Genomic DNA, 25,337 nt, shown 5'->3' on the forward strand with positions numbered 1-25,337 from the left:
GAGACATGGTTACAGAACCCCGCGGAAACATTGCAGAGCACGCACGTTTGATCGACGAGTTCGGTTATGCTTGGTGGGGCTGGTGGGCACGAAATCAAGAAAAGGCACCCCGCGACCAACTCGCTGGATTGTTTGACGACACTGGACGCGAAGTTCGAATTATCCTCTTCGACACAGGATTAATGGAATGCTATCAAACTCTCTGTTCGAGTGTAGTACTGGCCCCGGGCGGTGAAGGTATAGGCTCACCGGATTTCCGCGCAACTCCTCACTATTACGTACGAGGTCGATATCCCGCATGGTTTCGATTGCATGGGCCCATTGAAACTCTCGATCAGTCAGCTTTCAAGGTTATAGAAAGGCCGACGTTCGGCGGGGTTCATACGACCTCGCCAAATGAGCAAGTTCTTGGGCTCGAAGCGTTACGGGACGAGCGTCCAACCTTGTGGTTGATCCAAAATGAGGTAAGCAATGGTCGATCTTCATGATCTCAAGCATTGGTTTAAAAAACGCAATTTTAAGGCGATCCATGATTTTTTGATATGGTCTATTTCAACAAGCGACTATGAATACATTCATCATCCGTTGGGCTTTCTGCTAACCGAAATATTTAGACAGGACGAGTCTGTCATAAGACTGCACTATTGGAAGCACGATCTTGCAACTAGTGGCTCAGCAGTAACGCCGTATCACGATCATATATGGCGCTTATCAAGCTGCGTCTTGTTCGGTGAGATTGAAAATTGTATCCTTGAGGTTCAGATTGATCCAGAAGGCGAGTACCTATTAACGGAGGTTGAACAGTCGGGCAGAGTAGACAACGTCCCCGCGCACGGAGACAGAGCATCGTTCAAGATCAAGAAACGTGAACGCCTCCGGCGCGGCGACTTTTACTATTTGCCGCCAAGAGTCTTCCATTTTTCCGGTATGGTTGAAGGTACGGACGCTCTAACACTTGTTCTGTCAGAAACGGAGATCGATGGCAGCCCGAGAACCCTAATGCCACTTGGAGTCCCTGGGCATGCACCAGTGCGCAAGAAAATCGCGAATAGCTCGGAAGTGAGCTCGGAGATTCTTTCGAATTTGGGAGTGTAATTTGTCCGTAAAAAAAAACGATCGGGACTGGTCAAATACGCAACCATTCGCACTGGGAATTTCAGGAAAAATTGGGAGCGGCAAAACTACGCTGGTCACAAATCTCCTAAAGGAATATAGGTTCTCAGTTGCAAGCTACGGTGCGTTTTTTCGAAATCTTGCCGCCAGCCGGAATCTTCCCTATAGTAGAGAAACATTTCAGAGCTTGACCAATGAATATCTTGGCCAATTGAACCACGACGGCCTAGCTTTAGAAGTACTCAAATTGAGCGATTGGGATGGGCGGCAAAGCCTTCTAATCGACGGCATTAGGCACATTGAAAGTATTTCTGCGATTTGGCCTCTTGTCAGGCCCTTACCTTTCTTTTTAGTTTTTCTTGAGGTACCTGAAGAAACGCGGTTACTGCGAATTAGCAAACGCGACGGGCTGCCTCTCAATGCCGTGAAGTTGCACGATTTACATGAAAGCGAGCAATCAGTTGAGAATGAGATCAGGTCCATCGCGGATGTAATTATCGCGGAAAATGAACGGGATGCGGCTATTGAAAAACTTTTCGATTTCGTAAGGGGAAAACTGATGGGTGGCGAGATATGAGAATATACTGAAAAGCCACATGTGGTTGTCTGCCGAATCCGGGTGCCTAAAATGTCACGTAATTGTACAAAATTTGAAAAATGTTAACATGTTGCTGTTTGGGCGAGTCACATGAGATTTCATTTAGCGGTATTCCAACAACCCTTTCTGGATTTGCTTTTAGACGGCCAGAAAACGGTCGAGAGCAGGTTTTCACGGATTCGATGCCTTCCATTTGATATGGTTTCTGAAGGGGATCGCGTATTCTGCAAGGAAAGTGCCGGAAAAGTCTGTGGCGAATTTTTTGCCGGAACGGTCTTGACGTTCTCAAACCTCAATATCTTATTGTTGAAAGAAATCGAGAGGAAGTACGGTAGGCAGATGTGCACCCATATTGATCCAAACTTTTGGAGAGATCGAGCCTTCACTCGATATGCGACTCTGGTCTTTGTTGCGACCGCAGTTAGATATAAGACTCCTATCGATATTAATAAGCGTGATAGGCGAAGTTGGGTCCTGATAAAGAATGAGCCATTTGTTCAAATTTAGAGTTTTCTTTTTTCTATTGGCTTGGAAGTGTCGTGTTGCCCTCCGCGGACGGTTGCGAACCTCCTATTCGATCCTTCACCAGCGCGAACAGTTAATAGGGAGATGAAATATTGTCCTGAGCAATGGAAGTTCGGCCTTTATCTCGCTCTTGTGCACCTCACAGGAGGGGCGGCCGTATAATTGTCATGATAGAAGTTCGAAAAGTGACTCGGGTATGCCCGCCTTGTGGGACGGGTAGTCCCAAAATGGCGACTATACGGCTCTGCTGAGCCATATTCTACGTTTCGAAATCGTTTTTTTTGCCGTTGGCTCAAAAGTGCGAAAATTTTGAGAATATGGCTTTGTTGAGCTGTATTGACGAGTTCGAATTTGTGCTCTGCCTTGTCCGGCAAATACGTCGATTTCGACCCAAAGCCACCGTCCGTGCGGGTCACGTCCTACGACCGCTCCCAGCCCCTTCATGGACAAGGCCATCCTTGCCATATGTAGGCGCAGCGCCTTAAAGATGGGAGGACTCCGGACCTTCGCTACCTCTGCGAGATGGATCAAGCACATCCAACGGAAGCAGACATCCGGCAATGGCTGCTTCTCAACTTACCCCCCCAGGTGACGAAGGTCCGCGCCGAGCCCATTCGAGATGAATATCCCGAAAACATCAGCGTCCAATTCGACGCAGTTTCCAGACGCGCATGATCCCTATGCCCGGCCCATGGACAATTCAAACCACGGGCACCATTTGGGCAAATTGACATATGCAAATATTTTCCAATTAATTAACAGGATGCTGAAAAGAATGGGAGCTGGCCCTGCCGTCTGAGATCGGCGCCGAGGTGAGGCGCCAGATCATGCGCGAATTCGCGGAGCAGTTCGTCAACCGCTACGGGGTGGCCGTCGATGTGGCGATCCACGCGCCGCACCGCGAGGGCGATCAGCGCAACCACCATGCCCATGTTCTGGCCACGACCCGGCGGCTGGAAGCGGAGGGCTTCACCGACAAGACCCGCGTCCTCGATGCCGCGAAGACCGGCGGCGTCGAGATCGAGCAGATGCGCGGCGTCTGGGCCGAGTTGCAGAACCGGGCGCTGGAGCGGGCAGGGGAGACCGAACGTGTCGATCACCGGTCGCTTGAGGCGCAGCGCGCCGAGGCGTTGTCACGTGGTGACGAGCTGACGGCCGAAGAACTGGACCGCTCGCCGGAGGTCAAGTTGGGGCCGGCTGCCAGTGCGATGGAGCGGCGCGAGATGCGGGCGGCCGAGGCCGAGGGGCGGGAGTATGAACCCGTCACCGAGCGCGGCCGCGCCGTTCACGCCGCCCGCCAGGCCCGCGCCATGTTCCGCGATATGCGCGAGCGGCTGGACATGGCGCGGAAGACCTACGGTGTCGCCCGCGAAGAAGGGCAGGGGCGTGTGTCGGCCGGTCTGGCGGCGCTTCGGGCGGCCGCCGCCAGGGATGGGCATGAGCGGTCTCCAGATGAAATCCGCGACCGACTGGCGAAGATTGTCGAGCGGGACCAGGGCCGGGACGAACCGGAGGGCGAGGATTCAGTCGAAAAGCGCGAGAGCGTGAAAGATCGGCTCAGCTCGCTCCTGGACCCGTCTAGGCCGGTGGAGATCGAGCACGGCGGCGAAGAGCGAGAGCTGGATGACGAGCGCCAGGTGGAGAAGGAGCGGGGACACGACCTCGACAGCGGGGGCGGTTGGGGGTTGTAAAATGCCCTCTTTTGCAGCTGAAACAAAAAATGGCGTGGCCTTGAGCGAGCCACGCCTAGAGTGAGAATAGGTTTGGGCTCATTTCCCGAGCCGTTTGTGGAAACGCTCCATATGCTTGGCGTCACCTTCGATTTCGATGCCTTTGTGTGTCTTGCGTACACGGACACCCGATACGGCCGCAGCTTGACGCACACTGCGCTCGATCTGTTGGTTCATGTCACGGGTCATCGCATTGGCCAAGGAGTGCCCGTTGGTGAAGGTCTTGCCCTTGTATTTCATCTTGATCATGGATCAGCCTTTCGGAGGATAGGGGTCGTTGCCGTAGCTCCAAGCCTCACGAAACTGGCCGTTTTCGCCTTGAATACGCAGTTCAGAGCCTTGGTTGCGGGCGATATCGCGCCCGTAGTTGATTGCTTCGCGCTGAGTGTCGAAGCTTCTGGTGAGACGTTCGTTGCCTTCGCCACGGACGCCCCAGCTTTCGCCGTTCCTGACGACATACTGGTTCTTGCCTGCCATTTTAGGTCTCCTTTTCTAAGCAGCCATTTTGTTGGTGCGGGAATTGATCCAGTCCCACGCTTTCTGAGGGAGCCAGCCACTGTAATCGCGGCTGACGCCAATGATCAGGAAGCTGTCGTTCGTGTCCGCGTGAGGGGAGAGCTTGTCCCAGATACCTTTCGCAGTCAGGTTGGTATCGACCAGCCAATGAGAGTCGAGATAGTACCACCAGGCACCGCAACTCTTGATTGCTTCGTGCAGCTCCCCATAGTTTTGACCGGGGCTGTTCAGGTCGTAGTTGATTGAGTAGATCATTGGATTCCTCGATGGTGTTTTTTCAGCCGATTTCCTGGCCTCACTTACCTATGCGGAAGATTTCCGGGGGCTCGGACACGGATTTGTCCGAATGGGTGATTTTTTCCAGCATAGGATTTCGAGAAGAGGTTTTGAGCACATGAAGAATATCGACACAGCCGGAGTGCTGACGCGGGAGGAACTGGAGGAAGCCATCGGCGAGCTTTCAACTGCCGATTGGATGCGCCTCAGAAGCGCCGCCCAGCTCTACGCAGTCTACCCGGTGGAGCCCGATGAGTTGGTGCAGGAAGCACTATGCCGAGCGATTGCAGGGTCACGGAAGTGCCCCAGAGAAGTCAGCGTCGTTCGGTTCGTTGCGGAGGCAATCCGCAGCATTGCTCATGACGAGCTTCAGAAAGTTGAGCACCAGCGCGATGAGGTGTCGGTTCACGATGACGCGATTGAAGACCCGGATTCCATTACCCCCAGAGAGCCCGGGCCAACTGCCGAGGAAAGGATGATTTCAAATGAACAAGCCCGAGGAATGGAAAACCGCCTGCTGGAACTTTTCGACGGCGATGATGAAGCACAGCTCATCGTTCTGGGCATGTTGACCGGAACGGAAGGAGCAGAACTGAAGGAGGTGACTGGACTCGATCAAACCGGTTTCAACAGCAAGCGGCGCTATGTAAGGCGCAAAATCAACAACGCCATCGAGAATGGATTCACACTATGACAAACAAGAGAAGCGACGAACGGAGAAAGTTGGTCTCACTGGCCGACGCGCTCTTCGACGACCTCCTTGCGACGTCCGATGAAGATATTCTCAAGGAAGTTGCCGATGCTGGTGGCGATCCGGAGGCAATTAGCGGTCAGATGCGTGCCAGGTTCGAAGATACCCTCATGCAGGCGCGCAAAGAACGAATGAAAGCTGCACGGGCAGGGCGCAAAGCAGCCCAGGCCGGAGAAGAGACCGAAAAAGTGGTCGATGTTTCCCTGGCCCGACAGGCTTTGCGGCGAGCGCTCCAACAAGATGGCCTGTCGATGGCTGCCCGGAACGAAACCGAGAGCGATCTGACCGACGAGGAGGTTCTGCGCAAGTACAATGATCTCGTTCGCCTTGGTGTGATTGACCCCGAAGAAGGGGAAGATTCATGAAGGGGATCGATCCTGCCGAGCGGCTCTTGAAGTCGCTCGGCGTCACTGAACCGCACGAAATCGAACTGGAAGACATAGCCTTCGACCAGGGAGCCGAAATCAGATACTGCGATCTGAGCGGATGTGAAGCCGATATTCTCGGCTACCGGGACCGAGCGATCATCTCAATAGATCGGAATCGCGGGCTCAGACGTAGGCGTTTCTCTATCGCGCACGAGTTGGGGCATTGGCATTACCACCGTGGTAAAAAGCTGCAATGCCGTGTCGATGAATACCAACCGAAGCACAAACAGCTCGCAGAGCGCAAGGCCAACGGGTACGCAGCATCGCTGCTCATGCCTCACTATCTGCTAAAGCCGCGCGCCCGAGATCACCAGAAACTCACATTCAAGACAATTGAACAATTCTCTTCGGAGTTCCGCACCAGCTTACCGGCCACAGCCATTCGATTGGTCGAGGCGGATATTTGGCCCTGTATGTTGATTTGTCACACGCGTCAGGGGAGAAAATGGTTCGCACAAGCGCCTATGTTTCACCAGCGCTGGTTTCCTCAAGCTGAGCTCGATCCAGAAAGCTCGGCATTCGACGCCGTGTTCGGCCAGTCCGAGGGGGACGCTCACCCCAGGATCATCGGTGCCGATGCTTGGTTCGACCGTGCTGAGGCGCAGCGGTACGAACTCTTCGAACAGGTCAAGTGCATTGGGGATGATGAGGCACTTGTTCTTCTCACCATCAAAGACGACCGTATGATGGAAGATGAGCCAGAACGGTTCGGGCATCGTTGGTGAAACGTTTTGACCTGCCCCCTCAGAGCCCGCGTTTATAAATCAGCTCCGTTCAAGGTTTGGCCTTGATGCAAGGGATCAGCATAGCTGACATATTTTGCATGAGTAGGCATTTAAACGCCTTAAAGTTCTGGCTTCCAGAGCCAACGCACGTTTAGATCGACGCATGGCTACCCAAGAAGATCGACGCGATGATTTCCTTCAGTCTCTCAGTCACCTTCGGTCAATCGCCGCCAAGCTTGGGGGAATGCTTGGCCCGCAAGGGGCGCTGACCTTTCCGGATCACCATAAGCTGTCGGAAGGGCTCTTCCTCAGCGCATGGACCCAATGGGAAGAGTTCATTCGTCTGCTTCTTATCGATGATCTGGCGATGGAGCCATCTGGCTTTGTCCAGAAGGATGTTACGAAGTTCCGCGTGAAAGGTGCGCCTCGCCGCATGGCAGAGCGGATTCTGTTTCATCCCGACCACCCTCAGAGGTTTGTGGAGTGGGATTTTGGACAAGTGAGATCGCGGGCGGATACCTTTTTGCCTTTAGGACACAGATTCGCAGCGCCGCTTCCCCGGCAAGGCGACTTGGACAAACTCAAGCGTGTTCGCAACGCAATCGCTCACAAGAGCGATCGCGCACGGGAGAGCTTCTTGTCTCTTGTGAGTAACGCTCCTTTCAATCTGCAGCCAAACCAACGGAGGGGGCTGACAGTCGGCCGGTTTCTTACGTCACACCAATGGAATGGCCACAGTGTGCTACACGAGTCGTTGCGGATTCACCACGCGCACGCAATGCATTTGGTGGCATAGCTATTCTGAAGTCAGCAGGTCTAAAACGGTTGAGTTTTGGCCGCTACAATCCAGAGTCAGGACATGACGACTGCATGCTGCTAGTTGTTCAATCTCACGGTTTGATGGTGTGATCCTTTCGCAGGAATGGAAGGAAGCACTATGGGACAAGTTCGTCATGGCAGCGCCATGACCACGCACGCGGTCATAGCTGCAATACAGCGATCGCAGGCTTCGCTCTCGGAGTTGAGCCGGGAGTTGGGGATCAACCCCAAAACTGTTGCGAAAAGGCGCAAGCGCCAGACGGTTGAGGATCAGAAGGCCGGCCCGAGAGCCCCGCGCTCTACCGTTCTCAGTGAGCAAGAGGAGGCCATGATCGTTGCCTTCCGGCGGCACACACTGCTGCCGCTGGACGACTGTCTTTATGCCCTCCACTCGTCGATCCCGAACTTGACGCGGTCTTCTCTGCATCGCTGTCTGCAGCGCCATGGCATATCACGCCTGCCGGACGTGGATGGCGACAAGCCGAAGCGGCAGAAGTTCAAACGCTACCCGATCGGCTCTTTCCACATCGACATCGCCGAGGTGCCGACCGCCGAGGGCAAGCTCTATCTCTTCGTCGGCATTGACCGCACAAGCAAGTTTGCGGTGACCCAACTCGTCGAGAAGGCCGACAGGCGCACCGCATGGGAGTTCTTCCAGCACATGCTCGAGGCCGTGCCTTACCAGGTCCACACGGTCCTGACCGACAACCAACCGCATCCAGTTCGCAGAGCAGCCGCGCAACAGGAATACAGCCTATTCACGGCCGATGCGCTTCGACATGATCTGCGCCTCGACGCGCTCGTCATTTCCCAAATCGATTTCAAGAACACCATCGAACAGGGGAACTACCACGTAGTCAAAAGCATGCCGGTGCCAGCCGGTATTGTCCCCCGCTTCTTGAAGCGCCATTCCGTGACTTTGACACGATCATTGTCAATCATGACCGTCGGCCGAGCAGATCCGTTTTCAGAGCACATCGCACGTTCCTTCATTAGGCGAAGGCAGACTAAGCGCCGTCCATCCCACGCAATAGGGCCAGATTTTCCTGTTCGGCTATTCCAGATCGAATGACCGCTCGGTCGCGGGTACAGACCCTGAGAACCTGGCCTCTTTCGCTGCTGCAGCGAAAGTCTGCAATGACAGGACGCGCTGCAGCATCGAGCACCGTTGATGAAAGGCCGGTCAGGGCCGATCTTGTCAGTAAGGTGGCTTCCGGCGCAATCGGCGCACGGGAGCCGATTACCTATCAGGTCAAGACCTCGCTTCCCCGTACAAGGTGCGGCGGGCGAAGGAAAGTAGGAGTTTCAGACGTGAAATCGGTTTGCCAAAGCGCGGCGTGGAGGTCCCCCATAGTTTTGGGAGAAGGGTGCTGGTAGCAGTTCACCAGACCCATCGATACCACCGCCCTTGAATTGCTCGCCAGGCCCGCTGGCACGTTTCCCTCGACGGAAGCGCCATGATGTGGGGCAACTAGGTGATGCAGCTTCGGAACGTACTGCCAGTTGATTCCCGAGTAGTCGGCATCACCAGGCATCAAGACGCGTCGGCCGCTACTTAGGGTGACCGTCATTGAAATCCCTGAGTTGTTCCGCGCTTTCGATTTCCCCTTCACAACCGTTGGATCACAGTCAGCGATTCTGATGCTACCAAAATTGAACACTATCCCGGCCCAACGTGATTGCGGGCCGATGCTTAACAGCCGCCCAGAGTTATGGAGCTCATCCGCTATGACCTGAGAATTTGCGCCGAGATCCTGAACAGGGGCGACCCAAATTTTCTTTTGAAGATCAGGCCAGCGGTGGAAGCCATGAAAATGGTCCCAGTCCCAATGGGACAGGACCACGACTTCGGAAAAAATGATGTTCGGGTCAGACGGTGGACAGGTCTTCGCATTGAAGCCTAATGGCCAGCCGACATCGAAATGTACAATCGGCTCGCCGGATGCATACTGCACCGATATGAAGTTGGCGTGGCCGACATCGTGGATCGTGACGCAATTAGGCTGGTGCGGCGACAGCATACAGGCAAGTTCGAAGATCTCATGAGCGCTTGTCCCCGCATCATATCTGATGCCCTTCTTTCTAAGTTTTGCCGCCAACTGCTTGCCACCGTTGCCAGCGGCGCTCAGTGAAGGAGGCTCTTCGGGATCGAATCCAAAGTTAGAAACACTTGCTACTGAAAAGACCTCGACTTCATCGTATCCTCGTTCCCCGAGTTGACAGACCTGCGCACGCGGCCCGGAGATTTTTCCTGGCGGTAGAAGCGAGATTTCAACCCAAAGGCCCGCGAGATTCTCGTTTCCCTCTGCATCATTCGGACCAGGTAGGCCAGCCATTCGCGCGAACTTGTCTGCCGTGGTCATGACCCGGACCATGGCGAGGTTCTTTCGCGTCCATTTCCTCGCGGGCTCGTCCAAGTCATCCGGATTGAAGCGCGCATCTGCTGCGTCAATGATGATTGTGTGACGGCTTGCCGAGCGATCGTTGTGCCGCTCCACACTTTCGATCCGACCGACCATGCTTCGTGGCTCAATAGCCAATCTTGATCGTGGCGATTTGCCACCCGGGCCCTGATTTCTAATAATTTGTGGAATCAAAACCTCCAAAGAGCTTCTTGTAATTTAATGACAGCTGCGCTTGCGAACATTCTTTTGTGGATGCCGCTCGGTTGATCTGAACAGGTTCCGGGCGTTTTATAAGTGGTTTTCCGCCTCGGTTAAGCCGCCACCGCTTTGGGCATTGGCTGGTTGAAGTAGGCCTGATCGGGGGTTCTCCCGTCAAGCGATGAATGTGGGCGTCGGCTGTTGTAGAAGGTCAGATACCGGCCAATCCCGACCCGGGCCTCGGACACGCTGGCATAGGCCCGCAGGTAGACTTCTTCGTATTTTATGCTCCGCCACAAACGCTCGACGAAGATGTTGTCCCGCCAGGCACCCTTGCCATCCATGCTGATCTTGATCTCGCGGGAGGCCAGCACCTTGATGAAGTCGGTCGAGGTGAACTGGCTGCCCTGATCCGTGTTGAAGATTTCGGGCGTGCCGTGTTTCGCCAGCGCCTCCTCCACGACTTCTATGCAAAAATCCGCCTCCAGCGTGATCGACACCCGCCAAGCCAGAACGCGCCGCGTGAACCAGTCGAGCACGGCAGCCAGATAGATGAACCCGCGCGCCATCGGGATGTAGGTGATGTCCATCGCCCAGACCTGATTGGGCCGGATGATGGACAGCTTTCTCAGCAGATATGGGTAAATCTTGTGCCCCGGCGCCGGTTTCGACGTGTTCGACTTGCGATAGAACGCCTCGATGCCCATGCGCTTCATCAGCGTGGCAACGTGCAGCCGCCCGACCTTGAGGCCTTCCTGGACCAGCAGCCCCTGCAGCATCCGGATGCCCGCGAAGGGGAACTCCATGTGCAGCTTGTCGATCCTGTGCATCAGCTTCAGATCGGCGTCCGACACAGGGCGCGGCTTGTAGTAGACGCTGCCCCGGCTGATCCCCAACATGATGGCCTGGCGGCTGACGCTCAGCTTGGCGGTGGGATCGATCATTTTCTTGCGCTCGGCAGCAGACCCGCCTTACCGAGCGCGCCGGACAAAAAATCGTTCTCCAGCGTCAACTCTCCGATCTTCGCATGCAGGGTCTTCACGTCGATCATCGGTTCCGGCTCGGCCTTCGCAGCTTCGCCGAAAACCCCGGTCGCGCCCTCAAGCAGCTGATCGCGCCACTGCTTGATCTGGTTCGGGTGAACGTCGAACTCCTGCGCCAGCTCGATCAGCGTCTTCTCACCCTTGATCGCAGCTACCGCCACTTTCGCCTTGAATGCCGGGCTGTGATTCCGGCGCGGTCGTCTTGCCATGGTCTTCTCCTTGCTCGCAGCATCATGCCGCTGTTGCACGGAAAATCCACTTATCCCGGCTGTTCAGATTTCCGGAACCACCTCTCCTTAGGCAGTAGCAAATTCTTTAGCCATGTCATCCGCCTTTCGCTGCGTTACTGCCAATTGTCGATGTCGTCGAATCTCGATCGCGTCGCCGCGGGCGGCACGGGCGCTTCTTCCTTCTTTTGCGTCACGATGTGGGTCCAGTCCGCATCACTTTCTTCCTCTTCATCCCGCTCGCGCTTGCGCTCTTCGATCACCTCAACCGAGCGTCTGACCTGTTCGCGTGCTTCGTCGATTAAATCGGCGGCGTCGGCGTCGACGCCAATCGCCTCCACGCGATTTAGAAGGTCGAGCATTTTCTCGAAATGGCTATCGGGTTCGTCATCGAGATCGGCATCCACCTCTATTTCGTCGATACGATCTTCGAGGGATGGCAAGACCGTGGTCCGCAATTTCATACCCATGCTGAGCAATTGTAGCGGCGACAATAAGCCGAGCATGTCGTCTTCCTCGAAGAAAGAGGCGTCGAGCGCATCTTGCACCGCCGTCTCGAGCCGGTCCGCTGCTTCCAAGCGCAGAGTCTCGGGCAAGAGTTCAAGGCGATTTGCCCGACCGTAGGTGGTAACCTGCGGGTCGTTTACGACGGGAAAGGTCCGCCAAGACGATCGCTGCAACAAATCCGGATATTGCTGAACCACCTTTGAGAAGACCACCTCGCTCGCGCGATAGGACAGGAAGTGGAACAGCATCCGGTTCCGGTGGCGTTCGTCGGGCGTACGGCCGAGGCGGGCGACCAAAGCGTCATCCAGTGCGGCTGGGATGACCAGCGCGTCTCGGATGAGCGGCGATCCTTCGCACGTGAAGCTTGCTAGAATGGTGTCGATCGGCGCGCCGCGGATCAACGCCGCCATCATATGCGGCTTCTGCCGCATGACCTCTGTCAGGGCGTCCGAGATCGTCGGGTGTGCGAAGGTCCATCTTGGTCCGGAAAGCTTAAGGAAAGACCCCTTCAGCTCCGCAAAGCTATCCTGAATCTTAGTGATGGAATAACCGGTCAGTTCTGCGACCGACTGCGCGGCCAACGGATCGTGGTCGCTGGGATCAAAACCGGCCTGATGGACATAGACCAGTATAAGCGCCGCCTGCAGCTGGTCGTCCAAGGCGTTGACGGTATCGATAAGGTGCTCGGTCGGCTCCTCCATGAAGCGGACAAGCGAGGGCTTGCGCGGCGCCAGCCCCTTAGTGAAATTCGGATCCCCAAGCCGTTCGGCAATACCAGGAAGAAAACCATCGACGGCGGCAACGGCCGCAAGGTGCGGCTTCACACTCGACCGCCAACTCTGACTCTGTTCACCGAAATTGATGTGGTTGTAGAGAATCTGGGATTTTTCGTCGAAAGTCAGGTCGCCCACATCGACCACGGCGCTTCGGTCCGTGAATTGTGCGAGATTGCGCTGGCCGAGCCGCCGCTGCGCACCCTCATAAATGTGCTTGCGCGACGTCAGCAGGAAGCGATTGCCGTGCTTGATCGCCGCACGCAACTTCGAAAACGCAGAGGCCCAGTCCTGGACATAGTCGTCGCGCAGCACGTTCGAACCGAATGCGTCGTCGATCCAGAAAAACCGCCCGGGGTCGTTTGGATTCCAGCCCGTCTCGAAATCGCGCGGGCTCGTGAGAGCAAGGACGGTGTTATCCGGATTCTCAGATGCGATCGTGGAAATGATGGCGCCGATCGCCGATTTGCCGCTCGACGGGTTGCCTAGCAGGAGCACAACGCCATGATCCGAGATGGCGTTAACGGCGTCGCGATGGGCCTTGGTCGGAACATAAGTCCGCAGCTTCGGAATCCAACTGTCGAGGAGCGCCCTGCTCTGTTCGCCGAGCCGCTCGTCGACAATCGAAGTCAAATCGCCAAGACCATAGACCTGTGGAACGAGAGCGCGCAGGCGAGCGCTGCTCCTGATGACCCGGACAATATACTGGCGGCCAAGGATATGCGGTTTGCGCACGCCGAGCGCGCGCAATCGCGCGCGCATCGTGGCGGCGACGGGTGCATCGATGCTCATGTTGGTCAGGAAGACGTAAGTGTCGGCCAGACCGGCCTTGACCAGTTCCTCGACGTTTTCGATCTCGCCCGATAGGTCACCCGCCTTGAGCGCCTTGCCCGCATCTGAGGTGTGCTTGCACTGAATTGTGCCGATGGAGGGCGCACCCGATCCCGACGGTATGAGAAATACCGCGTCTTGGCCGCCATCCTGCGCTTCCCGAAAAATCTCGACCGGACGACCGAGCACCACCTCGCAGACCTGCGAGCAGAGATCCTGGAATGCACGCCAACCTATCGTATGTAGTGCGAGGTCGCTCCATGGCCCATGCGCGCGGCGCTCTCGGGCCGACACAACTTGGCTTATGCCGTTGTCGACGCTCATGCGACGGATACCGGCGTCTGCGGTAGTGGCGGGTCAGGCAGGTCCTCATCGTGGAAAAAGCGCCACATTGCCCTAACCAGATCATTCAACATTTTGCTTTCGCGACCTTGCTCCTGGGCGCGCCGCAATGTCCCATAGACGACCTCGGGGATTTTCTGCGTGTCATTGCTCGGATCCACGCCGAAGGGCGCGCAGGCAGCAGCGAGGCACGTGGCGTGAATGTCCGGGGTGATGTCCTCCTTGAGACGGTTTTCCAGCGCATTGCCGAAATGCGCATAGCAATCGCTGACAAGGTCATGGCTTGGGGCGGCATTGAACTCTTGGTCCGGCCTTGCGAGCTTGCACAAGGCAAGGTCGGTTGCGGGCTTTCGCTTCGCTTCGGGCAGATGTTGATCGCAATCCCAGAGCAGGAAGGTCGGAATGCCCAGCTCGCGGAAAATGACATAAGGACGGTCGAGGTTGGACTTGCCCTCAGCAGAAAGGATGGCGATACCGGCCGCCTCGAAGTTGACGCCTAGCATCCGCGCGGTCGCCGTGAGCGCCGCTTTGTCGCTGCGGCCCTCGACCAGGATGACGCCATTCGCGAAGAATCCCTCGGCCAGTTCGGCGCCCAGAATGTGGAGCCGCGGCATCAAGGTCTGTGCGCTGTACGAGTCGGCGGGCTTATCCCAACCGCGTTCGAGCTTCTGCGCCACAATACCGAGATCAAGGGCCTGTAAGCTGCACTGCTTGAACGCGCTGTCAGTGCAAGCTGAGCGGCGGGTGAGACGGATCTCGTCGGCTTTGCCCATCGAAATGAACATCGGCGAGTGCGAGCCGAATATGATCTGGGTATGCCCCTGGGCGCCTGGAAGCGTGCCGTTGCTAAGCCCGCGCAGCACCTCGGCAAAATGCCGCTGCTTGGTCGGATGCTGGTAGAGCTCGGGCTCCTCAATCGCGAGGATCAATGTCGGCGCCTGGGCGGCCGCCGCGGGACTGTCGGGAGCGCCTCCTCCCGCATCCCTGGCACCTGCATCGTCAGCTACCGGGACCGCCGTGCGCGCCAGATGTTGGAGCAGGGTGAAGATGAAGGCGCGTTGCAGGCCGTGACCCTGCCTATCGACCGGGCCACCGAAACCGTCGTCCTTGAGAAACACGTCCGCCATCGGCAACGGGACCGGCATCTCTCCGATCTCCCGCCAAGTGAGGGCGACCTCCGCATCTTGGTACAGGCCTCGCAGGTCGGCGGTGAGCGCCCCCGCCAATGTGCCAAGCTCGGGCATATTTTCCGCCGCAACCAACGCCTGATAGGCTTCCGTCATCTGCGCTTTAAAGGCCTGGACATCGGGTCGCTGCAAAATCTGGCTACGCACCAACAACTCGAGCAGCTTGCCGATAACGCTAGTCTTGCCATCGGCCGCATCGGCCGATGCTTCGCGCACAGCCGGGACGAAAACGAAGCTCGTATGCCTCTGGAGCTTGCCGCGGCTGTTATTCTGAAAGCCGAAGAATTGCCCGTCATCGGGCAACAGGACCAGTTGCTCGGGATGGGCCGCCTCCCAATCCAGCAGCGTCTGGTTAACCGCGGCGGCGCTGCCGGCGTTGGGTAAATCCGCGTAGAGCGGATTGTTTTCGCGCAGGTCATTGTAGGCTGCGCGTTTCTGTGTCGCGGTGGATTGCGAACGGATCGTGACGAAGTCGGGGATTTGAGGAATGACACCGTGATAGCGCCCGCTTGAGGCGCCACCATCGAAGATACGGGTAACGACCAGCTTGCCGTCGCGAACTCGGTCCTCGAACGACGCCGCTTCCTCAACGCTCAGCTGATGAAAAGTGAGTTCAATCTCGATCGGCTGCTCCTGATCGCGGCCGAAGAAGTCGTCAGCGTCACAGTTCTTCGACGTCGAGTAAAATTTTTCGATCGCTTTCAGTATCGACGACTTGCCCGCGCCGTTGCCGCCGATGAACGCCGTATGCTCACCGAAGCCGACTTCTACATCTCGAAGCGATCTAAAGTTTTTTATGCGCGCGCGCTCGAGCTGCATTTCCCTTCCCCATGTTCTTAATTTTCGATTTCAATCACTTCAATTCAAAGGCAATTATTATCGTCCGGACCGGCACCTCGCAAGGTGGGATGGCCGATGCACGCGTATCGGCCACTGCTCACCGGGGCGCGAAGCGGACCCTGCCTCTGATGTCATCGATAGGCAGCTATGGGCCGTTGTAAGTTTAATACCAGTAAGCCAAGCGAAATGACGACCTTCCAGGTCGTTCAACCCCGAAACCGGGGTGTGTTCGTTCCTGCAAGGATGTGACTAAGGCGGTTTTCTGTGCTTCAAGCTCAGTCAAAGCGCCAGAACAGAGCTCATCTTGATCCAAATCCAAAACGCCTCCGTTTAAAAGGCTTGCGTTCAAGCGTCGGCAAAGTCGACCAGCGTCGGTGACGCCCGACTTTGAAACCTGCTTAACCGCCGCCTTGAGGTCAAACAGTGGTGCTGCGATGATATGCTCTGCGATGAAGTTTGCATTTTCACTTCGTCGATCCCAATCAACACAATCATACACTCGCCAAAGATACTCGACGAACCGATCAATGAGCGCAACCGCCAGCTCATATGAGATGTTCGTTGGGATTTTGAAAACCTTCCCCAGTCCAAAAGGTTTGAATAGCTTTCTGGCGGTCTCAACGATCAAGTTCTCTTCCCGGGTCTCGAAGTCATCGTGATTAGCCCAAAAAACGCTGGTTCCAGTATCTGCCAGCTTGAAAACAAAGCCTGTGTCTATGCCTGTTTGCATCGACTTGCAGCCCGAGTCTGACAATATGACATTTCCTAGGTGTGGGTCTCCATGAACTGTACCCGAGCGGTGTAAAATGCCAAGAGCCTCAGCATAGCGACCCCAAAAACGCATTCGGGCTCGTAGGTTGGGATCTTTTTTCAGCCATTCCTTGCCGGTCACTCCTTCGACCAGTTCCATCACGGCATAGGGTGCGTCACCAGCATAATCAAAGCGGTACGTTGAAACTATCAACGGGTGCTGAAACTGTGCGATTTTGGAAATTTCGTCTCTTGAGCGCTCCAAGCCATTCAGGTTCCAAACCTTAATAGCGACGTCTCGTCCGAGTAGGGTATCAGTGGCCCTGTAAACCGTCCCATTCGCGCCGCTACCAAGCTCTTCCACGAGCGCAAACCCATCGATAAACATCTCGACGCCGTCGATGGATACTCGTCCGTTCCGGATTTGCGAAATAGGGCGTCGTGTCATGCTGAGACGCTAACGGAAATGGACGGATATGGTAAGCCCCGAAGGTATGTGAGATGCGTCGAGATGCTATCCTGGGCATGATGCGGAACGCTTTCGGACGAACGGCAATGCCAAGTTTTCCAGGATGAGCCGATGTCGGCTTTCGGAAGCTGCGCCGCAGCAAACACACGCCCACCCAAAAGGCGGGTATGGGCCGGTCACGCCGCTCCGGCGGGCGCTGGCTCCGCAAGTTTGCAAACTCCGCTTCCTGCGCGTTGATGCCATTCGTGACCAGCGCAGCGAAGGTCGGAAATCCGCCCTTTCGCCCGATTATCCCTCGCTGATCGCACTATGGATCACACTGACTCCGATTGTTCCGCCTCTCTCACTGCGAGATTGAAAACCCGATAATCCAGCTCTCTTTCTCCGCCGTCACCAAACCGCGGAAGTTCGATCAGCCATTTGGCTGCGTGCGCTGTCACCACGCCGTTGTCGATCCATCTGTCCTCGAGGCAATTCTTGATCAATCGGCGTTTCTGCAAACGCGATCCGGACTCGTACAAAGCCACGAGATCCATTGCCATTTCCAAAAGCCGGTCGTAGTCTTGCCGCTTGGCACTCTGGCTCTCGAGTGCTGCCAGTTCTTCCCGCAGGTGCTGCAGCTCGAATTCGTTGCTTTCCTTGCGCGACTGAAAGGCCTCTTGCTCGATGGCTCCGTCGACCAGAAGGTCGGTCAAGCGGTCGTGGCGCGCCCGGGCATCGGCAATGCGCAAGCGAAGAGATTTTTCGATCTCGTCCGTCCCGTTATTGTCGAACCAGCGCCGGATGCCGTCTGCTATTTTTTCCTGGTCATCCTGCGCAATTTGAATTCTCCGCAGTATGGCAATGAGGCTATGCTCAAGACGATCTTCTCGTATGGTTTTCGCGGCGCATCCCCTCGAGTGACAGCGATAGTAAATGTGCGCTTTCTGGCGTTCGCCGGACAACAACCCGTGGCATGCCGCACAATGAAACAGCCCCCGGAACAACAGTCGGTGCCTCGTCGATTTCTTGACGTGACGCGATTTCTTGATGGCCTGAACGCGCCGGAACCTCGCGGCCGAGATTAGCGGCTCATGGATGCCCGGATATAGCTTGCCGGCAATCCGCATCTTGCCGCAGTAGAACGGGTTGCGTAGAATAGTCTCGATGTTGCGCCGTACCGCGGGCCGCGCGCCGTAGCCGGTGAGCCCACGCCTGCGCATCTCTTCGGTCAGGCTGGTGATGGAATATTCTCCCGAGGCATAAAGCTCGAAGAGCTTTTTGACCAACGGTCCCTTGACCGGATCGATCGACTTGGGGTTTCCGCCGCCCGTATCGAGGTACCCGATCGGCGCGCGAAACGGATAGATGCCGTGCCGCACGCGCCCGTAGATGCCTTTCTTCACCTCCAGGCTGAGGTTGCGGCTGTAGTCGGCGGCCAGCGCCATCTGGATGTCGGCGAGTAGCCGTCCGCCGCGGCTGTCGAAATCGAGGCTATCGGCGGCGAAGTAGACCTTGATCCCGAGCCGAGCAACATCGTCAAGCCGGGCCCAGTCGGAAAAGTTCCGGGCCGACCGGTCGATCTTGTGCATGACGAGCCCCTCGGCCTTGCCGTCGCGCAATGCACCCAGCATCTCGCCGAAGACCGGCCGCCCGATCCGGGACGCGGTTTCCTTCTCCTCGAACCATTGGACGATCTCGAGATTGTTTTGACTCGCAAAGCCCGTGATTGCGTCTTTCTGGGCTTCCAGCGAGGCGCCGTCGCCTTGCCTAAGCGTGGAAACCCGGGTGTAACCGAAACAGGGCTTCATACGGGTCTGTCGTTATCGTCAGACTCTACCAGATTTTCAAGATTTGGCGAATCCGGCCAAGGCCATTTGCCGGCCTTGCGCAGTTCGTCGTAGATCGATTTGCAGAGCTCCAGATGTTCCTGCAGATGGTCGTCATGTGTCATTCGACCAGTGTATCCGGTCCGCGCGCCGGAGCCAGTCCCGGCCCTCGCCGGAACCGAAAGAGCCAGGCCGGGCCGTCATCGTAAACGCTGGCGCGGGCTGTCCGTCGATCATCATCCGCACGAAGGCGCGGTAGTTCGGCAGGTTCACCAGATCGCGCGGCTCCACTCCGCCGAGCTGCGCCGATATGACCGGCGCGTCCGCCGCGCCGATGCGGAAGGCGATCAGCGTGCCGGCATTGCCCATGACCGAGGCGAAGACGGCCGGGCTCGACTGCTGGGTGTGCTGCTGGCCGAGCACGACGCCGAGGCGGTACTTGCGGGTCTCGGACAAGAGGTTGGCCACGGTTTCGGTGGTAAAGGCGTGGAATTCGTCGACATAGAGAAAGAAGGGTTGGCGTGCCCCTTCGGGTATGTCGTGCCGGGTGAAGGCCGCATGAGCGATGCCGGAAACGATGAGCCCGCCGAGCACGTTGGCGATATCCGTGCCGAGCCGTCCCTTGGCGAGATTGACGATCAGGATACCGCGCTCGTCCATGAGCCGGCGAAAGCGCAGCGGCTCGTTCGGCTCGCAAACAGCCCGGCGTACCACCGGATGGGAGAGGAACGCGCCAAGCTTGTTGGCAATGGGGGCCAACCCGTCGGCGGCGTTCTTGTAGTTCATCTTCGGATACTCCTGCATCCAGAACTGGCGCAGCTGCGGATCGCTGACATATTCCAGAACATCCATGCGGAAATCCCGTTCGAGAAACAGCCGCAGGATGTCGCGCAGGTCGGTGCGTGGCGTGTCGAGCAGCGCGAGCACCGCATGGCGCAACAGGTGCTCCATGCGCACGCCCCAGGCGTCTTCCCATTGCCGTTTCAGGGTCTCGACGAGGCCCGAGGCGATCAGGGGGCGCAGCGGCGGCGAGACGCGTGTGAGAGGGTTGTATCCGTAGGGGCTGTCCGGGTCGGCGACCGTCCAGGAAATCGCCCGATCTCCGAGCGTCTCCGACAGCCGTTCGGCCAGATCGCCATGCGGATCGACCAGGCAGAATCCGTTGCCCTGCGCGGCGTCCTGCAGGGCCATGTTGCCCAGAAGCGTCGACTTGCCGGTGCCGGTCTGGCCGATAATGTAGCAATGCATCAGCCGGTCGGTCTGGCGAAGGCCGAAGGCAAAATCCCCGTAGTGACGATGCGCCAGGCCGAGCGTTGTGACGGTTTCTCGCGAAGGCTTCATTTCTCCAGTTTGACAGCGCGACGGCGATGGCAAAGTCCCGGCGGCAGATTCGGGTCGGTTGCTGTTCACCGGGTCTTGCGGACCGTCGAAGACGATGGGAGCATCCGTTCAGGTCGGTTCTTTTCTCCTTTCGTCGGGTGCGCCTGAAACGGTTTCGGGCGGCCACCCAGCGGAAGGAGAAGCAACAATGGGTATACATGAACGCGATGCAGGCGCGCTGGTAGGGGCGTACCCTGTCTGCGGAACTTGCAAAAAGAGCGCCGTTTTGCGGGATGCGTGGGCGATCTGGAACAACCTGACCTGTGCCTGGGAGTTGCAGGCGACCTTCGACAGGTTCCACTGCGAGACCTGCGGCGGGGAAACCGAGATCGCCTGGGAGATCGATGAGGCGTTTCGCAAAAAACGCATCCGTCGTCTCAACGACGCGCTCCGGCGCGGCGACGTTCTGCACGGGGCGATCATGATAACGAGCGGTATCGAGTCGCTCGGCGAGGACGCCCGAACCGCGATCCTGCGGTCGGTGCAGACGTTCTCCGATTTCTCGGAAGACAACGATCCCCACAAGGAACATGATTTCGGGGCGGTCGACCACGGCACCACCAAGGTGTTCTGGAAAATCGACTACTACGACCGGGACCTCACGGGGCACTCCCCGGATGCGGCGAACCCGGAGGTGACGCACCGGGTGCTCACGATCATGCTGGCGAGCGAGTACTGACGTATCCGCGCCTGCCGCATGACGGCATGGGAACCCAGATGGCTCGCCCGAACCGGGCGGGCCTTTTGATGTTCGGGTATCGCATCGCGCCGGGTCTGGTTTCGATCCGCGGGATCGGCGAGAATAGCAATACTCGGGGATTGAAAACGGGTTTTGCCGCTACCGGGCCGAATCCGGGAGAGGCGAAACGGGCTTCGCCCTTTCGCCCCCTCGCCTCTCACCCCGGGTTCGGGCCCTGAGCGGCAAGGCAAAACCCGTTTTCAAAACTGCCGGGTCGCGGCCGGAGGGCCGGTACAGCGTCGAGCACAGTTCTTTATTCAACGCGGGCAGATCGAGAACACCCGGGATCGGGCCCAGTGTCGATCTGTCCTAACCAAACACATCCATGTTTGACGAGTTCATTTTCGACCTCAAGGTCGCGCGCCGCAAATCCGGTCTCACACAGGCCGAGTGCGGCCATCTTATCGGGGCGTCGCCCCACCAGATCAGCGATATCGAACGCGGTCTGCGCCCGCCGACATTGCGGGAAATCCATGCGCTCTCGATTCTCTACGGGCGCAACTTTGAAAGCCTCCACGGCCCGCTCATGCGTGAGCTGCGCCGGACGATCATGCAAAAGATCGAGACGTTGCCTGACACACCGGTCGGCTCGTCCGAAGCGTTTCGCCGGCAAAGCACGATCGAACGCCTGACCCACCGGCTACTCGTGGAAAATCAGGCCGACCATGACGGCTGAAGTCCGACGTGTTCTGTCGGTCGCCGCCCGCTCCGGGCGCATCGGTTGTGTGCTGCTGGAAGGCCAGACGCTGAAGGGCTGGACGACATCCGAACGCGGTGCCCGGTCGGCGGTTGCTGCGGTTCAGCGTCTGCGCGGCTGGGTGCGGACCTTCGAACCGGAGGTGCTGGTGAGCGAAAACCCGGATGCGGACAGCCGAAAGGGCGGACGTCAATTGTCGATCCTGCGTGCGTTCGTCGAGGTCGGCGACGATCTGGCCATTCTCAATCTGGTCGTGCAGCGCCAGCGGCGCTTTCCGAATTTCTATCTGGAGGCCGCCGACCTCGCAGGCCGGTTTCCAGACCTCGCGCACGAGGTTCCCCGGAAACCGCCGATCTGGAAGAAGGAGCCCTACCGGCTGGTTATCTTCGAGGCTCTCGCGCTCGCACGCGATGCCGGGCTTGTCGGGGAAGACGATGCGGGATGCGCCGCGTCCCCCGGAGACTGAAGCCCGTGCGCAGAGGCAGTTCTTCACGGCAAAGCCGCACCGGCAAGGATGCGGCTTTTCGTCTTTCGGGTTGTACGGGGCGCGGTCACCCGCGCCCCGGTCCGGCTTCTTATCCCATTCCCTCCGGCAGCCACGCATCGATCTTCGCTATCTGCGCCTCGCTCAGACCGGCGGTCGTGCGGTATTCGGGGTCGGCGAACAGCTTCTCGAGCCGCTCCGCTTTTTCCATCTTCTTGAGCCGGGCGAAGGTGGTTGCGCTCGGATGGTTCGGCTTGAGGCCCAGAAGCTCGCGAAAGAGATCGTCGAGATAATCCCCCCGCACCCGTTTGAAGAACCCGGCAGCCGTGGGTGTCCAGACGGAGCGGATGGATGTGCCCGCCTCCTTGTCCACAAGCTGCCCGAGCTTCTCGTCCTCAATCGACAACAGCGCCGAAAGCTGCCGCGTGAGTTCCGCCCGGGTGGCCTTGCGCCCCTGATTGCGGAAAGCCCGGAAGCCGCGCGCCAGATCGGACCCGACTGGGTCTTTCGGGCAGAAGCCCGGCTCGATCAGGCGCTTGTCTAGTGCATACCCGTCGCTCTGCTCCGGCATGTTCGGCACATCGTCCGTGCGCTGACCGAAGGCGCTGCGATAGCCCATCCGGCCTGCGAGTTGGAAGGCCAGCAGGTCGAGAAGCAGATCGGGATGCCCGAGCAGCGCATTCTGCCGCGCCCCGCGAAAGATGCAATCCAGATCGTGCTGCAACTTGGCCGGGATGGCCGGTTGGGGCCGGTCCGATGCCGTATCGTGGGCGGAAGGCCCGAGAATGCCCGCCGCGATGGCGGCGTCCCTGTCCTCCTTGGCGACCAGCCCACCGCAGACCGTGAGAGCGCCCTCGCGATCGACATGGACGATGGCACCGGAGAGCACCTTCTGCACTTCGGAGTATGTCCCGTCCAGAATTCGCTGCAGAGCTTCCAACTCGGCCTCGGCGGCATCGTCCAATTCACCGGCTTCCGCCAGTTCCGCCAGTTCGTCATATCGCTGCGACTGATCCTCGCTCAGCGTTCCGGCCTCGGGATAGACCCGTGCCGCCTTCATCGCTTCGATCTGGTGCCAGCCGACATATGTCTCGGGACAGGCCTCGACCCATTTCCAACCTTCCGATGCCCGAACCTCCTCGGCAGCTTCCTCAAGCATCTGACCGAACACCTCGTCGAGAAGACCTGCATCGTCATAGAGCACCTCGTCGGCAAAGAGGTCGCGGGTCAGACGGCCTCCGGCCTCGGTATATGCTGCCTCGCCCACGAAGCGTGCCCGTCTGTCCGTGCTCTTGACGCAATCGGGCTTGAGCATTCGCTTGAGATGGTGCTCGCTCATCGCCCCGCCGCGCACCTGCTCGAGCACCTTGAGCGCCAGCGCGTCGTCGTTGCAGAGGGTGAAACACGCGGCCATGCCGAGCGTGATCTCATCGGCGCAGAGTGCGTCCAGCACCGGCTCGGGCAGGCCCGCCAGCTTGAGACGGCGATAGACATGCGCCTCCGATTTTCCGAACGCGACCGCGATGGCCGGAACCGGCAACCCGTCGCTTGCCATGCGCCCGTACTCGCGGATTTCGTCCGCCGGATGCAGCGCTTCGCGCACGTTATTCTCGGAAGCTGCCCAGACCTTCGCCACGTCGATATCGTCGGTTACCCTGACCGGTACGACCCTGAACCTTTCCTGGTCCTGCAACAGCGCCAGCGCACGCAGGCGGCGGCCTCCGGCAACGATCCCGACCCGGCCATCGCCTTCGCGCAGCCCCGCGAGATTGTGGATGAGACCTACCTCGCGGATATTCTCTGCAAGGCGCTCTATTCCGTCCTCGTCGATCATGGTCCGTCCATTGAGGTTCGAGATATGCAGGTTCTCGAAGGGCAGCCATTCGATGCCGATCTCGCCTTGCTCCGGTGAGACCGTGCTCGCTTGTTTCATTCCAGATTGTTCGTTCATCTTTTCTCTCCTTTGGGTTTGCCGTGACTGGTCCCTCTCGGACCCGCCCACGATTGCGGAGACCGCCCCGATCTGAATTGAGGAAAGCCCCCGTGCTTTCCGAAAGGCAGAGCAGGGGCGGGCGCAGCCGGCCCTGCGGCCGCACCGGCCGGAGAGACAGGGGGCCGGAGACGGCGGAAATCGGAGGGGCCCGCGCGGAACGCGTGGGAGGAACCGATTTGTGAAGGCGGAGGCTGACGCGCCCCGCGCGGCACCACAGCCCCTGTTCACCGGACGGGGCGGATGCCAGTTCAGGACATGAACTGAGGCTTATAAAGCCACGGCTGTGTCGGGGGATCTCGACAACCGCCGTTGCAATTCTTCGGCCGGCATGTATGGCCAGTTCGGCCAAGTCGATGACAGCAGCAGTTGGCTGCTCATTATTGACAGATTGCAACCGACCGTTGCAGCATTTTCTTTTGGGGACAGAAGGGGGGCAATCTCATGCGAAGCTACGAAGTTGCGCGGAACGTATTTTCATTCATTGAGTTCTGTGGCTGGGCGCTTGTCGTCATCGGTGGAGTTGTGGGTATTGGCATGGCGGCAAGTGTCAGTGAATATGGAGGGGCCGGTGCTACTGTTTCATCACTACTGGTTGGTGGATCGATTGCGTTTGCCGGTTTGGTTTCTGTCGCGTTCGTGCAGGCCGGCCGAGCGACCGTCGATACGGCCGAGTACACGCAGCAGATGCTGCAGATCGCCCGCGACCAACTAGAGGTCTCGCGGCAAGGTCTGAAGCAGGATGATACAAGCCCGCAGAGTTACGTGACCGCCGTGGAAACGGACGGTGGTAACAAGACATCCGGCAAGGCGACCTTCACGGAAGAGCTGCCGGAACCCAAGCCCGCCTCGAATGATCATTCAGTGACGCAGAATTCGGACGACAGTATCGAGTATCGTGGCGTTAATATCGTGCACGTTGGAGGAAACTACCTGGTTGGAGGTACGCCGTACAGATCCGTCGATTTCGCGAAGAAGGCAATCGATCGAAGCTTGAAATAGTGATGCTGAGTGTCCGTAAAATGTGCTCGCTTGATATCCTGTTATATCCCCATACCGACCCCCAACCTCTATGGGTATCCGGTATGGGGGTCGGGGGCGGAACATGGCGGCGCGTAGCGGAACAGAATGCGAGGATCGGAAGCCGTGACTTTATCACCGCCAGCTATTGATAAACCCGCCCTCC

At 57.9% G+C, this 25,337-nt stretch carries 24 protein-coding genes and 1 pseudogene; 13 read left to right on the top strand and 12 right to left on the bottom strand.

Annotation, left to right across the window (positions count from 1 at the left end; genetic code table 11):
- The first annotated feature begins 5 nt into the window (after nucleotides 1–5).
- The 4 genes from CRJ03_RS20085 to CRJ03_RS05045 all read left to right on the top strand — a co-directional run bounded on the left by CRJ03_RS20085 (nucleotide 6) and on the right by CRJ03_RS05045 (nucleotide 3,927).
- Nucleotides 6–488: a hypothetical protein gene (locus CRJ03_RS20085; RefSeq protein ID WP_500690881.1), complete on the top strand. Its 483-nt coding sequence runs from the start codon at nucleotides 6–8 to the stop codon at nucleotides 486–488.
- Entirely contained in the window at nucleotides 472–1,095 is a 624-nt protein-coding gene (locus CRJ03_RS19625) for a hypothetical protein (protein ID WP_129590243.1), read from the top strand. Before CRJ03_RS20085 ends, CRJ03_RS19625 begins: the two co-directional genes overlap by 17 nt.
- A 1-nt stretch (nucleotide 1,096) precedes the next feature.
- Nucleotides 1,097–1,690, top strand: a complete 594-nt coding sequence (locus CRJ03_RS05040; RefSeq protein ID WP_165375245.1) for an AAA family ATPase — start codon at nucleotides 1,097–1,099, stop codon at nucleotides 1,688–1,690.
- Between the two features lie 1,328 nt (nucleotides 1,691–3,018).
- On the top strand, nucleotides 3,019–3,927 hold the full coding sequence (locus CRJ03_RS05045) for a MobA/MobL family protein (RefSeq protein ID WP_104017820.1): 909 nt from the start codon (nucleotides 3,019–3,021) through the stop codon (nucleotides 3,925–3,927).
- A gap of 78 nt (nucleotides 3,928–4,005) precedes the next feature.
- Here the strand turns inward: CRJ03_RS05045 and CRJ03_RS05050 are convergent, their stop codons facing one another.
- From CRJ03_RS05050 to CRJ03_RS05060, 3 genes are read right to left on the bottom strand one after another with little or no spacing between them, the layout of a single operon-like run.
- Complete coding sequence (locus CRJ03_RS05050; protein ID WP_104017821.1) at nucleotides 4,006–4,215, bottom strand: hypothetical protein; 210 nt, start codon at nucleotides 4,213–4,215, stop codon at nucleotides 4,006–4,008.
- A gap of 3 nt (nucleotides 4,216–4,218) precedes the next feature.
- Nucleotides 4,219–4,443, bottom strand: coding sequence for a DUF2188 domain-containing protein (locus CRJ03_RS05055; protein ID WP_104017822.1), 225 nt, complete (start codon nucleotides 4,441–4,443; stop codon nucleotides 4,219–4,221).
- A gap of 15 nt (nucleotides 4,444–4,458) precedes the next feature.
- Nucleotides 4,459–4,737: a hypothetical protein gene (locus tag CRJ03_RS05060; protein ID WP_104017823.1), complete on the bottom strand. Its 279-nt coding sequence runs from the start codon at nucleotides 4,735–4,737 to the stop codon at nucleotides 4,459–4,461.
- Between the two features lie 139 nt (nucleotides 4,738–4,876).
- Here CRJ03_RS05060 and CRJ03_RS05065 point away from each other — a divergent pair, with 139 nt between their 5' ends.
- The 5 genes and pseudogenes from CRJ03_RS05065 to CRJ03_RS05085 all read left to right on the top strand — a co-directional run.
- On the top strand, nucleotides 4,877–5,452 hold the full coding sequence (locus CRJ03_RS05065) for a sigma-70 RNA polymerase sigma factor region 4 domain-containing protein (protein WP_129590244.1): 576 nt from the start codon (nucleotides 4,877–4,879) through the stop codon (nucleotides 5,450–5,452).
- Nucleotides 5,449–5,874: a hypothetical protein gene (locus CRJ03_RS05070; RefSeq protein WP_165375241.1), complete on the top strand. Its 426-nt coding sequence runs from the start codon at nucleotides 5,449–5,451 to the stop codon at nucleotides 5,872–5,874. Before CRJ03_RS05065 ends, CRJ03_RS05070 begins: the two co-directional genes overlap by 4 nt.
- Nucleotides 5,871–6,662, top strand: coding sequence for an ImmA/IrrE family metallo-endopeptidase (locus tag CRJ03_RS05075; RefSeq protein WP_104017825.1), 792 nt, complete (start codon nucleotides 5,871–5,873; stop codon nucleotides 6,660–6,662). Before CRJ03_RS05070 ends, CRJ03_RS05075 begins: the two co-directional genes overlap by 4 nt.
- A gap of 163 nt (nucleotides 6,663–6,825) precedes the next feature.
- Nucleotides 6,826–7,458, top strand: a complete 633-nt coding sequence (locus CRJ03_RS05080; protein WP_129590245.1) for a hypothetical protein — start codon at nucleotides 6,826–6,828, stop codon at nucleotides 7,456–7,458.
- A 141-nt stretch (nucleotides 7,459–7,599) separates the two neighbouring features.
- Nucleotides 7,600–8,190: pseudogene (locus tag CRJ03_RS05085) on the top strand (transposase family protein); the annotation flags it as partial.
- Between the two features lie 538 nt (nucleotides 8,191–8,728).
- On the opposite strand, the gene CRJ03_RS19630 reads toward CRJ03_RS05085, so the two are convergent.
- The 8 genes from CRJ03_RS19630 to CRJ03_RS05125 form a co-directional block, all read right to left on the bottom strand.
- Nucleotides 8,729–10,000 carry a ComEC/Rec2 family competence protein gene (locus CRJ03_RS19630; RefSeq protein WP_129590246.1) on the bottom strand — a complete coding sequence of 424 codons (1,272 nt, stop codon included), beginning with the start codon at nucleotides 9,998–10,000 and terminating at the stop codon, nucleotides 8,729–8,731.
- Nucleotides 10,001–10,197: 197 nt separating this feature from the next.
- Nucleotides 10,198–11,336 (bottom strand): IS3 family transposase gene (locus tag CRJ03_RS05100; protein WP_439126619.1). Its coding sequence is split into 2 segments (ribosomal slippage): nucleotides 10,198–11,049 and nucleotides 11,052–11,336, totalling 1,137 coding nucleotides; the frame shifts between segments, so codons are not numbered across the junction.
- Between the two features lie 134 nt (nucleotides 11,337–11,470).
- A complete protein-coding gene (locus tag CRJ03_RS05105) occupies nucleotides 11,471–13,789 on the bottom strand; it encodes an nSTAND3 domain-containing NTPase (protein ID WP_206018303.1) in 2,319 nt (772 codons plus the stop codon).
- Complete coding sequence (locus tag CRJ03_RS05110; RefSeq protein ID WP_104017828.1) at nucleotides 13,786–15,813, bottom strand: ATP-dependent nuclease; 2,028 nt, start codon at nucleotides 15,811–15,813, stop codon at nucleotides 13,786–13,788. Before CRJ03_RS05110 ends, CRJ03_RS05105 begins: the two co-directional genes overlap by 4 nt.
- A 184-nt stretch (nucleotides 15,814–15,997) precedes the next feature.
- Nucleotides 15,998–17,032, bottom strand: coding sequence for a protein kinase domain-containing protein (locus tag CRJ03_RS05115; RefSeq protein WP_104017829.1), 1,035 nt, complete (start codon nucleotides 17,030–17,032; stop codon nucleotides 15,998–16,000).
- A 335-nt stretch (nucleotides 17,033–17,367) separates the two neighbouring features.
- Nucleotides 17,368–18,843 carry a recombinase family protein gene (locus CRJ03_RS05120; protein ID WP_104017830.1) on the bottom strand — a complete coding sequence of 492 codons (1,476 nt, stop codon included), beginning with the start codon at nucleotides 18,841–18,843 and terminating at the stop codon, nucleotides 17,368–17,370.
- Complete coding sequence (locus tag CRJ03_RS19820; protein WP_165375247.1) at nucleotides 18,840–18,986, bottom strand: hypothetical protein; 147 nt, start codon at nucleotides 18,984–18,986, stop codon at nucleotides 18,840–18,842. The genes CRJ03_RS05120 and CRJ03_RS19820 overlap by 4 nt, the downstream gene beginning before the upstream one ends.
- Entirely contained in the window at nucleotides 18,976–20,202 is a 1,227-nt protein-coding gene (locus CRJ03_RS05125) for a type IV secretory system conjugative DNA transfer family protein (RefSeq protein ID WP_104017831.1), read from the bottom strand. Before CRJ03_RS05125 ends, CRJ03_RS19820 begins: the two co-directional genes overlap by 11 nt.
- A gap of 265 nt (nucleotides 20,203–20,467) precedes the next feature.
- On the opposite strand from CRJ03_RS05125, the gene CRJ03_RS20250 reads away from it, so the two are divergent.
- The 3 genes from CRJ03_RS20250 (at nucleotide 20,468) to CRJ03_RS05140 (ending at nucleotide 22,143) form a co-directional block, all read left to right on the top strand.
- Nucleotides 20,468–20,920: a DUF3768 domain-containing protein gene (locus tag CRJ03_RS20250; RefSeq protein ID WP_240611560.1), complete on the top strand. Its 453-nt coding sequence runs from the start codon at nucleotides 20,468–20,470 to the stop codon at nucleotides 20,918–20,920.
- A 385-nt stretch (nucleotides 20,921–21,305) separates the two neighbouring features.
- Nucleotides 21,306–21,656, top strand: a complete 351-nt coding sequence (locus CRJ03_RS05135) for a helix-turn-helix transcriptional regulator (protein ID WP_104017832.1) — start codon at nucleotides 21,306–21,308, stop codon at nucleotides 21,654–21,656.
- Nucleotides 21,646–22,143 (top strand): hypothetical protein, encoded by a 498-nt coding sequence (locus tag CRJ03_RS05140; protein ID WP_104017833.1) that lies wholly within the window; start codon nucleotides 21,646–21,648, stop codon nucleotides 22,141–22,143. Before CRJ03_RS05135 ends, CRJ03_RS05140 begins: the two co-directional genes overlap by 11 nt.
- Before the next feature lie 109 nt (nucleotides 22,144–22,252).
- On the opposite strand, the gene CRJ03_RS05145 is transcribed toward CRJ03_RS05140, so the two are convergent.
- Complete coding sequence (locus tag CRJ03_RS05145) at nucleotides 22,253–24,112, bottom strand: ParB/RepB/Spo0J family partition protein (RefSeq protein WP_104017834.1); 1,860 nt, start codon at nucleotides 24,110–24,112, stop codon at nucleotides 22,253–22,255.
- A 483-nt stretch (nucleotides 24,113–24,595) separates the two neighbouring features.
- On the opposite strand from CRJ03_RS05145, the gene CRJ03_RS05150 reads away from it, so the two are divergent.
- A complete protein-coding gene (locus CRJ03_RS05150) occupies nucleotides 24,596–25,153 on the top strand; it encodes a hypothetical protein (protein ID WP_104017835.1) in 558 nt (185 codons plus the stop codon).
- Nucleotides 25,154–25,337 lie beyond the last annotated feature (184 nt).

This window comes from Roseovarius nitratireducens (assembly GCF_002925845.1).
Classification (GTDB): domain Bacteria; phylum Pseudomonadota; class Alphaproteobacteria; order Rhodobacterales; family Rhodobacteraceae; genus Roseovarius; species Roseovarius nitratireducens.

Bases quoted from the DNA above. Each gene is read 5' to 3' on its own strand.
- CRJ03_RS05105 (WP_206018303.1), bottom strand. From the start codon at position 13,789: ATGAGCGTCGACAACGGCATAAGCCAAGTTGTGTCGGCCCGAGAGCGC.
- CRJ03_RS05115 (WP_104017829.1), bottom strand. From the start codon at position 17,032: ATGACACGACGCCCTATTTCGCAAATCCGGAACGGACGAGTATCCATC.
- CRJ03_RS05060 (WP_104017823.1), bottom strand. From the start codon at position 4,737: ATGATCTACTCAATCAACTACGACCTGAACAGCCCCGGTCAAAACTAT.
- CRJ03_RS05050 (WP_104017821.1), bottom strand. From the start codon at position 4,215: ATGATCAAGATGAAATACAAGGGCAAGACCTTCACCAACGGGCACTCC.
- CRJ03_RS20085 (WP_500690881.1), top strand. From the start codon at position 6: ATGGTTACAGAACCCCGCGGAAACATTGCAGAGCACGCACGTTTGATC.
- CRJ03_RS05150 (WP_104017835.1), top strand. From the start codon at position 24,596: ATGCGAAGCTACGAAGTTGCGCGGAACGTATTTTCATTCATTGAGTTC.
- CRJ03_RS05140 (WP_104017833.1), top strand. From the start codon at position 21,646: ATGACGGCTGAAGTCCGACGTGTTCTGTCGGTCGCCGCCCGCTCCGGG.
- CRJ03_RS19630 (WP_129590246.1), bottom strand. From the start codon at position 10,000: ATGGTCGGTCGGATCGAAAGTGTGGAGCGGCACAACGATCGCTCGGCA.
- CRJ03_RS19820 (WP_165375247.1), bottom strand. From the start codon at position 18,986: ATGACACATGACGACCATCTGCAGGAACATCTGGAGCTCTGCAAATCG.
- CRJ03_RS05145 (WP_104017834.1), bottom strand. From the start codon at position 24,112: ATGAACGAACAATCTGGAATGAAACAAGCGAGCACGGTCTCACCGGAG.
- CRJ03_RS05080 (WP_129590245.1), top strand. From the start codon at position 6,826: ATGGCTACCCAAGAAGATCGACGCGATGATTTCCTTCAGTCTCTCAGT.
- CRJ03_RS05110 (WP_104017828.1), bottom strand. From the start codon at position 15,813: ATGCAGCTCGAGCGCGCGCGCATAAAAAACTTTAGATCGCTTCGAGAT.
- CRJ03_RS05070 (WP_165375241.1), top strand. From the start codon at position 5,449: ATGACAAACAAGAGAAGCGACGAACGGAGAAAGTTGGTCTCACTGGCC.
- CRJ03_RS05135 (WP_104017832.1), top strand. From the start codon at position 21,306: ATGTTTGACGAGTTCATTTTCGACCTCAAGGTCGCGCGCCGCAAATCC.
- CRJ03_RS05120 (WP_104017830.1), bottom strand. From the start codon at position 18,843: ATGAAGCCCTGTTTCGGTTACACCCGGGTTTCCACGCTTAGGCAAGGC.
- CRJ03_RS19625 (WP_129590243.1), top strand. From the start codon at position 472: ATGGTCGATCTTCATGATCTCAAGCATTGGTTTAAAAAACGCAATTTT.
- CRJ03_RS05065 (WP_129590244.1), top strand. From the start codon at position 4,877: ATGAAGAATATCGACACAGCCGGAGTGCTGACGCGGGAGGAACTGGAG.
- CRJ03_RS05055 (WP_104017822.1), bottom strand. From the start codon at position 4,443: ATGGCAGGCAAGAACCAGTATGTCGTCAGGAACGGCGAAAGCTGGGGC.
- CRJ03_RS05125 (WP_104017831.1), bottom strand. From the start codon at position 20,202: ATGAAGCCTTCGCGAGAAACCGTCACAACGCTCGGCCTGGCGCATCGT.
- CRJ03_RS05075 (WP_104017825.1), top strand. From the start codon at position 5,871: ATGAAGGGGATCGATCCTGCCGAGCGGCTCTTGAAGTCGCTCGGCGTC.